Consider the following 6,769-nt stretch of genomic DNA (forward strand, 5'->3'; position numbering starts at 1 on the left):
GCAGTTTCTTAAGACTCTTGCACTGGCCACGACCTTGGCCTGCGCCGCCGCCGCACAGACCGGAACTCCCAAGAGCCCGACTCACAGCGAAAAGCCAAAGGCCCCTGTCCCAGTTTCGGGGGCAACGGATGCCGCTGCCGAACCGGTGATCATCATCGAGAACCTCTGCGCCCAATCCAAACCGGGCGCCGACTGCAAGACGGTGATCACGAAGAGTGAGTTCGAGCGGATCCTGGCCGCCATCCGGCCCAACCTGCCTCCCGACGCACGCCAGCAGGTGGCAAAGAAATACGTGGAGCTGCTGACATTTGCCGAAAAAGCGGAGCACGCGGGCCTGGATAAGTCCCCGGAATTCCGGGAACAGCTCCGGTTGATGCGGATGCAAGCGCTCGCGGGTGCGTATGGCCGCCATCTACAGGAGAAGTACGCCAAGGCTCCCGATGCCGAGGTCGAAAAGTACTACCAGGACAACAAGCCGGCGTACGACGAAGTCACGCTGAAACGCATCTATATCCCCAAGCCGGCCACCGGTGGCGAGAAGAAACCCCCGTTGGATGAAGCCGCTGCCAAGGCGATGGCGGAGAAGATCCAGGCGCGGGCGGTGGCGGGCGAGGATTTCGACAAGTTGCAGGCCGAGGCTGACGCCGCCGCCAACCCCGATGCTTCGAAAGGCAGTGCGCCGACGTCTACGCTGGGGGCGCGGCGCCGCGGGCAGCTTCCGCCCTCGCATGAAAGCGCGATCTTCGAACTGGGGTCCGGCAAGGTCTCGCCCCTGCTGGAAGAGCCGTCCGGCTACTTCATCTACAAGGTCGAAAGCAAGCAGCTGCTGCCGCTAGAGCAGGTGAAGGGCCAGATCGCGCGCCAACTCGAAGAGCAGAAGCTGCGCGACGCCATCCAGCGGACCGTCAGCTCGGTGAAGGCAACCTACAACGAAAAGTATTTCAAAGTGCCAACAGCGCCGGAAGCGGCGCCGAGCCAACCTTCAACCCCGCCGAAATAGACAGATGGGTGACGCTCGCCAGACCGTCTTAATCACCGGGATCGCCGGCAACCTGGGGTTGCGGCTCCTGCGGGAATTGCCCGGCATGCGGGTCATCGGCGTGGACAAGGCCGAACCCAGGACTGACCTGCCATTGCGCTTCGAATCGGTCGATCTGGGGGAAGAACCCTCGTGCCAGCAGCTGGTGGCCCTGTTGCGCGAGACCGGGGCGCAGTCGGTCGTGCACCTGGCATTTGTCATCGATCCAATCCGCACCAACGTACTTGATGTGGACCGGATGTGGCGCATCAATGTGGCGGGCACGGCACGGGTGATGGAGGCCGTCGCGGTGGTGAACCGCACCGGCGGCGCGGTGAAGAAACTCATCTATCCGAGCAGCGTTTCCGCCTACGGCTCCGACTTCCCTAAGGCGGTGAGCGAGGACTACCGCCTGGGCGGCCACACGCTCCCCTACTCCATCCACAAGCGCGAAGCCGACCAGTTGGTCCAGGACCGTGCGGGTACCCTCGGGGATTGCGCGACCTACATCCTCCGCCCTCACATCTTCACCGGCGCCACCATGCAGAACTACCTGGTGGGTGCGCTGCGCGGCACGCCCACCGGCAAGGGAGGGCTGGCAGCGCGCTTGCGGCAACGCGGAACGCGCCTGCCTATCGTGCTCCCCTTCGGACAGCGCTACCTGGAGACCAAGTGGCAGTTCGTGCATGTGGATGACGTCGCGCGCCTGATCGCCCACATCCTGCAGTGCACGGACAAGCCCGGGGAGCTGACGGTGTTGAACGTTGCCGGCCGGGGCCCGGCCCTGCGCTTCGCGGAGTGCGTCCGCATCGCCAGGGCGAGGATGATCCGCGTGCCGGGGCAGGCGGCCTGCCGGGCGGTGCTGCGGCTGATGTGGAAACTGGGGATCTCCGGCGTCCCGCCCGAGGCCCTGCCTTTCTTCATCGGCAGCTACATCATGGACACCACCCGGCTGCAGAACTTCCTCGGCCCCGACTACGAGAAGGTGATGCGGTACACGGTCCAGGATGCGCTGGCTGATTCCTTCGCGCCCCCACCGCCGGCCGGCGGCAAGCGTGAGCCCATCGTGATGGGACAGCGCTCCTCGGCGGGCGACTAGGCCTACTTCTTTCCCCGATACAGCCCGGCGATGCCGAAGGTGTAGGGAGTCCACGAGACTTCGCGGAAGCCAGTGGCGCGCATGCGGTCGAGCATCTCTTCAGGCTCCGGGAAACGGCGGACCGAGGCCGGCAAGTAGGCATAGGGTCCGCGCACGCCCGAGATCAGCGTCCCGATCTTCGGCAGCACTTTTCGGAAGTAGAAGGCGTACACGGCGCCAACCGCGCCCTTGGGCTCGCCAAAATCCAGGATCCCCGCCTCGCCTTCCGGCCGAAGCACGCGATAGATCTCGCGCAGGCCTGCATCGTAGTTGGCCAGGTTCCGGAAGCCGAAGGCCGAAACCACCAGATCGAAACTCTGATCGTGCAGAGGGAGCCGCAGGGCATCGCCTTCGACCAGGCGGAACCTCTTGCCTTCGACCTTAGCCGACGCGAACCGCAGCATGGGATGGGCAAAATCGGCGCCCACGATCTCGGGCTTCGCGCTCTGCCGACGGACCGCCAGTCCCATGTCCCCGGTGCCGCAGCAGAGGTCGAGCACGCGGGCTCCGGGGCGTTCCAGCAGATGGCGGAATGTGCCGGCAGCGCGCCTCCACCACAGCCGATCGACATTCATCGAGAGCAGGTGGTTCAGCAGGTCGTAGCGCGGCGCGATGGCGGAAAACATCTCGCGCACCGCCGCGGCGGCGGCCCGTTCGTCGCTCGAGCCCGCGGGCTGCGCGCCAACGACTTCCGGTTTCTGCGCCGTTGTCTTCACGCCTGCGAAAGGTCGCGCACTTCTTCCATCGCCTGCAGGACCGTGCGCTCCGTCACGTCGGGAACGACTCCGACCCTCCCGATCTCCGTGGGGAGGACGAAGTGCACGACTCCGTTCACCGTCTTCTTGTCGGCCTTCAGGCGGCGCAGGACATTGCGCGACCGAGTGGAGACGCGCGGCAAGGGCCCGTAGGCGAGCACCGCGGAGATCACCCGCTGGGCGCTGACGGAGTCCGTCTTCTCCATGGCGGCGGCGATCATGGAGGCCGCGATCATGCCCCAGGCCACCGCTTCTCCATGAAGGAAACGCTTGTAGGCCGTCTCCGCTTCTAGGGCGTGGCCGATGGTGTGGCCGAAATTCAGGATGCGGCGCAGTCCGGCTTCGCGCTCGTCAGCGGCCACGACCTCCGCTTTTACCCGGATGCACTCCGTGATCAGCCACTCCAGGGCGGTGGCGTCGCGTTGCAGGATGGCGTCGCGCTTCTGCTCCATGAATTCGAAGATGTCCCGGTTGCGGATGACTCCGCACTTCAAAGCCTCGCACAGTCCGGAGCGGTACTGCCGCTCAGGGAGCGTGGAGAGCAGGCCGGGATCCACCAAAACCGCGCGTGGCTGATGGAAGGTGCCCAACAGGTTCTTCCCCGCCGGAAGGTTGACGCCGGTCTTACCTCCGATGGAGGAGTCGAGCTGGGCGACCAGGGTGGTGGGTACCTGCACCACATCGACCCCACGCATGTAGATGGAGGCAAGGAACCCGGCTACATCTCCTACCACGCCACCGCCGAACGCCACGATCATAGAACCGCGGTCGGCACCGGCCTTCACCAGCCTGCCGGAGAGCTCCTCGACGGTCCGCATGGTCTTGTGGCGCTCGCCATCGCCCATAACGACGAAATCGGACCGCAAGCCGGCCTGGGCGATGGACTTAGCGAGCGTAGAACCCCAACGCTTGCGCACGGTGACGTTGCTGATGACGTACACCGGCCGCTTGCCGCCCATGACCGCGACCAGCTTCTCCCCCGCATGCCGCAATGACCCCGACTCGATCAGGGCCGCGTACGGACGCGGAGGAACGGCGATGGTGACTTCGCTCACGGCGTTTCATCATAGCCGAAGGCCGAGTCGTGGCGGGAGAAAGTCCGGCAGCTCGGCGCGCCGATGGATTGCGGCGTCGGTGTTATCATCTTCGCGCCATGAAGGCCGTCCCAGCCGAGACCGACTTCATCGTGGTAGGCGCGGGCATCGCGGGCATGCGCGCCGCGATCGAGCTGGCCGCTGCCGGGCGCGTCCTGGTACTGGCCAAGAACGAGCTGACGGAATCGGCGACCCAGTACGCCCAGGGCGGCATCGCGGTCGCACTCAGCGACGAAGACGAGATCAGCCTGCACCTCCAGGACACGCTCAACGCCGGTGACGGCCTGTGCCATGCGGAAGCCGCTAAAGTCCTGGTCGAGGAAGGGCCGGAGCGCATCCAGGAGCTGATCGATTGGGGTACGGAGTTTGACCGGCACGGCACCAAGCTGACTTTCACCCGCGAAGGCGCCCACAGCCGCTCCCGCGTGCTGCACGCCCACGGCGATTCCACCGGACGGGAGATCGGCCGCGCTCTCTACCACAAGGCCAAGAGCTTCAAGAACATCTCCTTTTGTGAGTTTGAATTCGCGGTGGACCTCTGCCATCACGACGGCCGGGTGGGCGGCGTCGAGCTGATCAATGAAAAAGGCGAGGTGAAGGAAGTCCACGCCGCGGCGGTGCTGCTGGCCACGGGCGGCATCGGGCAGGTCTACAAGGAGACCACCAACCCAAGCGTCGCTACGGGCGACGGCGTGGCCATGGCCTTCCGCGCCGGCTCCGAGATCAGCGACATGGAGTTCGTACAGTTCCATCCCACGGCGCTGTACCTCAAGAAAGCGCCGCGCTTCCTGCTGTCAGAGGCCTTGCGCGGGGAAGGCGCCGTCCTGCGCAACCAGGAGATGGTGCGCTTCATGCCGAAGTACCACCCGCTGGCGGAGCTGGCGCCGCGCGACGTCGTCGCCCGCGCCATCGCCCACGAGATGGAGCGCTCCAAGGCGCCCGATCCCTGCGTCTTCCTCGACATGACCCATCTCGAGGGCAAGCACCTGCGCGAGCGCTTCCCCCGCATCTACGCCACCTGCATGCAGTACAACATCGACATGGAGACCGACCTGATGCCGGTGCGCCCGGCGGCGCACTACGCCATGGGCGGCGTACGCACCGACCTGTACGGCAAGACCAGCCTGCCCGGGCTCTATGCCGCCGGGGAGTGCGCCTGCACCGGCGTGCATGGAGCCAACCGGCTGGCCAGCAATTCCCTGCTCGAAGGGCTGGTGTACGGCGCCCGGGCCGGCCGTGCCGTGTGCGAAGAGAAACGTCCGAAGTCAGGCAACAAGCACAACAGCGCGCACCATCCGGCTGCAGCCAGCAACTCTGCCGGCCCGCAGAACGGCCCCGCCGCCGACGACATCATCCACGGCGTGCAGGACCTGGCTTGGAAAGAGATCGGCATCGTGCGCAATGGCTCGCAGCTCCGCCAGGCCATCCATCAACTGGAGAAGTGGCGTGATCGCCTCCCTCCCCTCACCAGCCGGCGCAACTGCGAGGCTAACAATCTCTACCAGGCGGCCATGCTGATCGCGCGCTCCGCCCTGGCCCGCGAGGAGAGCCGCGGCGCCCACTATCGCCTCGACTATCCCGACCACAACGACGCCAAGTTCCGCAAGCACTCGCTGGTCAAGGGCGACAAGATCCGCTTCGAGTAGACTTCACGTAAGTTCCTGGCGACACCGCTTCCCCGCCGTTTGTGCCCGCAGACAGCGAAAAATATCTTGATTGACTGACGTGAATCGCAAATGCCTGCGGTGTCCATTCCAGCGGAGGCCCCATATGTTCGACGACAGCCTGCTGGAATCAGGTAACCGGTTCAGAACCAAGCGCGGTGCGACAACTGCCTTGTCCGCCGTGCTGCAATCGATGATCCTCGGCGCACTCGTGCTGCTGCCACTCCTGTACACGGATGCCTTGCCGAGGATGCAGATGCTCGGACCCCTGCCGGCGCCCCCGCCGCGGGCCGCGCCGCCCCAGGCGCCCAAGGTCCGCCATGCCAGCCCGGTGATCTCTCAGCTCCACGATGGCAAGCTAGTGGTGCCGTTGAGTATGCCGAAGCACGCGATCTCGATCCAGGATCCAACCCCTCCCAGCACGATGGCGATCGGCGGTCCCCCGGGAGTGGAGCACTCGACGGGTCCGGCTGGTCCGGACAGCACGATCCTCTCGATGCTCACCCCGCACACGTCAGTACCGCCCCCGCCCCGCACCGAACGCGTGGCCCTGAGCGGCGGCGTTACTGAAGGGCACCTGATCCGTCGTGTGGAACCGGTGTACCCGATCCCTGCCCGCCAGGCTCGCATTGAGGGCGATGTTGTGCTTCGAGCCGTGATCGGCCGTGACGGCACGATCGAGAAGCTGACGGTCGTGAGCGGGCATCCCTTCTTGGCGCCCGCGGCGGTCGAGGCGGTCCGCCAATGGCGATATCAGCCATTCCTGCTTAGTGGCCGCGGCATCGAGGTGGATACCGAGGTGCTGGTGCGTTTTCGCTTGTCTCGCAACCGCTAGCTGGCGCTGGCGGCATCGTTGGCATGCTTCTTGGGAAAGACCAGCGAGGCGGCAATGGACACGGCCAGCACACCCGCCACCACGCTCAGCGCCACGTGGATGGGCACGGGGTAATAGTGCGACACCAGCATCTTGGCCCCGATGAACATGAGGATGACGGCCAGCCCGTAGTGAAGATAGTGGAAGAGGTCCATCATCCCGGCCAGGGCGAAATAAAGCGACCTTAGCCCCAGGACCGCGAACACATTCGAGGTGTACACGATGA

At 65.4% G+C, this 6,769-nt stretch carries 7 protein-coding genes; 4 read left to right on the plus strand and 3 right to left on the minus strand.

Annotated elements, in window-relative coordinates:
- The first annotated feature begins 145 nt into the window (after positions 1–145).
- Both VMS96_06280 and VMS96_06285 read left to right on the plus strand, forming a co-directional pair.
- Positions 146–1,000: a peptidyl-prolyl cis-trans isomerase gene (locus VMS96_06280; protein HVP43019.1), complete on the plus strand. Its 855-nt coding sequence runs from the start codon at positions 146–148 to the stop codon at positions 998–1,000.
- Between the two features lie 4 nt (positions 1,001–1,004).
- Positions 1,005–2,117, plus strand: a complete 1,113-nt coding sequence (locus VMS96_06285; GenBank protein HVP43020.1) for an NAD-dependent epimerase/dehydratase family protein — start codon at positions 1,005–1,007, stop codon at positions 2,115–2,117.
- A 2-nt stretch (positions 2,118–2,119) separates the two neighbouring features.
- Here VMS96_06285 and VMS96_06290 read toward each other — a convergent pair whose 3' ends face one another.
- Together VMS96_06290 and aroB are read right to left on the minus strand one after the other, a co-directional pair.
- Positions 2,120–2,872, minus strand: a complete 753-nt coding sequence (locus tag VMS96_06290; protein ID HVP43021.1) for a ubiquinone/menaquinone biosynthesis methyltransferase — start codon at positions 2,870–2,872, stop codon at positions 2,120–2,122.
- The gene (aroB, locus tag VMS96_06295; protein HVP43022.1) at positions 2,869–3,966 is read right to left on the minus strand and encodes a 3-dehydroquinate synthase; all 1,098 of its coding nucleotides are present in this window, start codon (positions 3,964–3,966) and stop codon (positions 2,869–2,871) included. Before aroB ends, VMS96_06290 begins: the two co-directional genes overlap by 4 nt.
- A gap of 98 nt (positions 3,967–4,064) precedes the next feature.
- On the opposite strand from aroB, the gene nadB reads away from it, so the two are divergent.
- The gene (nadB, locus tag VMS96_06300) at positions 4,065–5,651 is read left to right on the plus strand and encodes an L-aspartate oxidase (protein ID HVP43023.1); all 1,587 of its coding nucleotides are present in this window, start codon (positions 4,065–4,067) and stop codon (positions 5,649–5,651) included.
- 124 nt (positions 5,652–5,775) lie between these two features.
- Positions 5,776–6,504 carry a TonB family protein gene (locus tag VMS96_06305; protein HVP43024.1) on the plus strand — a complete coding sequence of 243 codons (729 nt, stop codon included), beginning with the start codon at positions 5,776–5,778 and terminating at the stop codon, positions 6,502–6,504.
- Here the strand turns inward: VMS96_06305 and VMS96_06310 are convergent.
- Positions 6,501–6,769: hypothetical protein (locus VMS96_06310; GenBank protein ID HVP43025.1), on the minus strand; the 269-nt coding region annotated here is incomplete at its 5' end. The two genes, VMS96_06305 and VMS96_06310, sit on opposite strands and share 4 nt — an antisense overlap.

The organism is Terriglobales bacterium, assembly GCA_035543055.1.
Lineage (GTDB): Bacteria > Acidobacteriota > Terriglobia > Terriglobales > Acidobacteriaceae > JAIQFD01.

Excerpts from the sequence above, each read along its gene's own strand:
- nadB (HVP43023.1), top strand. The coding sequence starts at position 4,065 with ATGAAGGCCGTCCCAGCCGAGACCGACTTCATCGTGGTAGGCGCGGGC.
- VMS96_06285 (HVP43020.1), top strand. The coding sequence starts at position 1,005 with ATGGGTGACGCTCGCCAGACCGTCTTAATCACCGGGATCGCCGGCAAC.
- VMS96_06305 (HVP43024.1), top strand. The coding sequence starts at position 5,776 with ATGTTCGACGACAGCCTGCTGGAATCAGGTAACCGGTTCAGAACCAAG.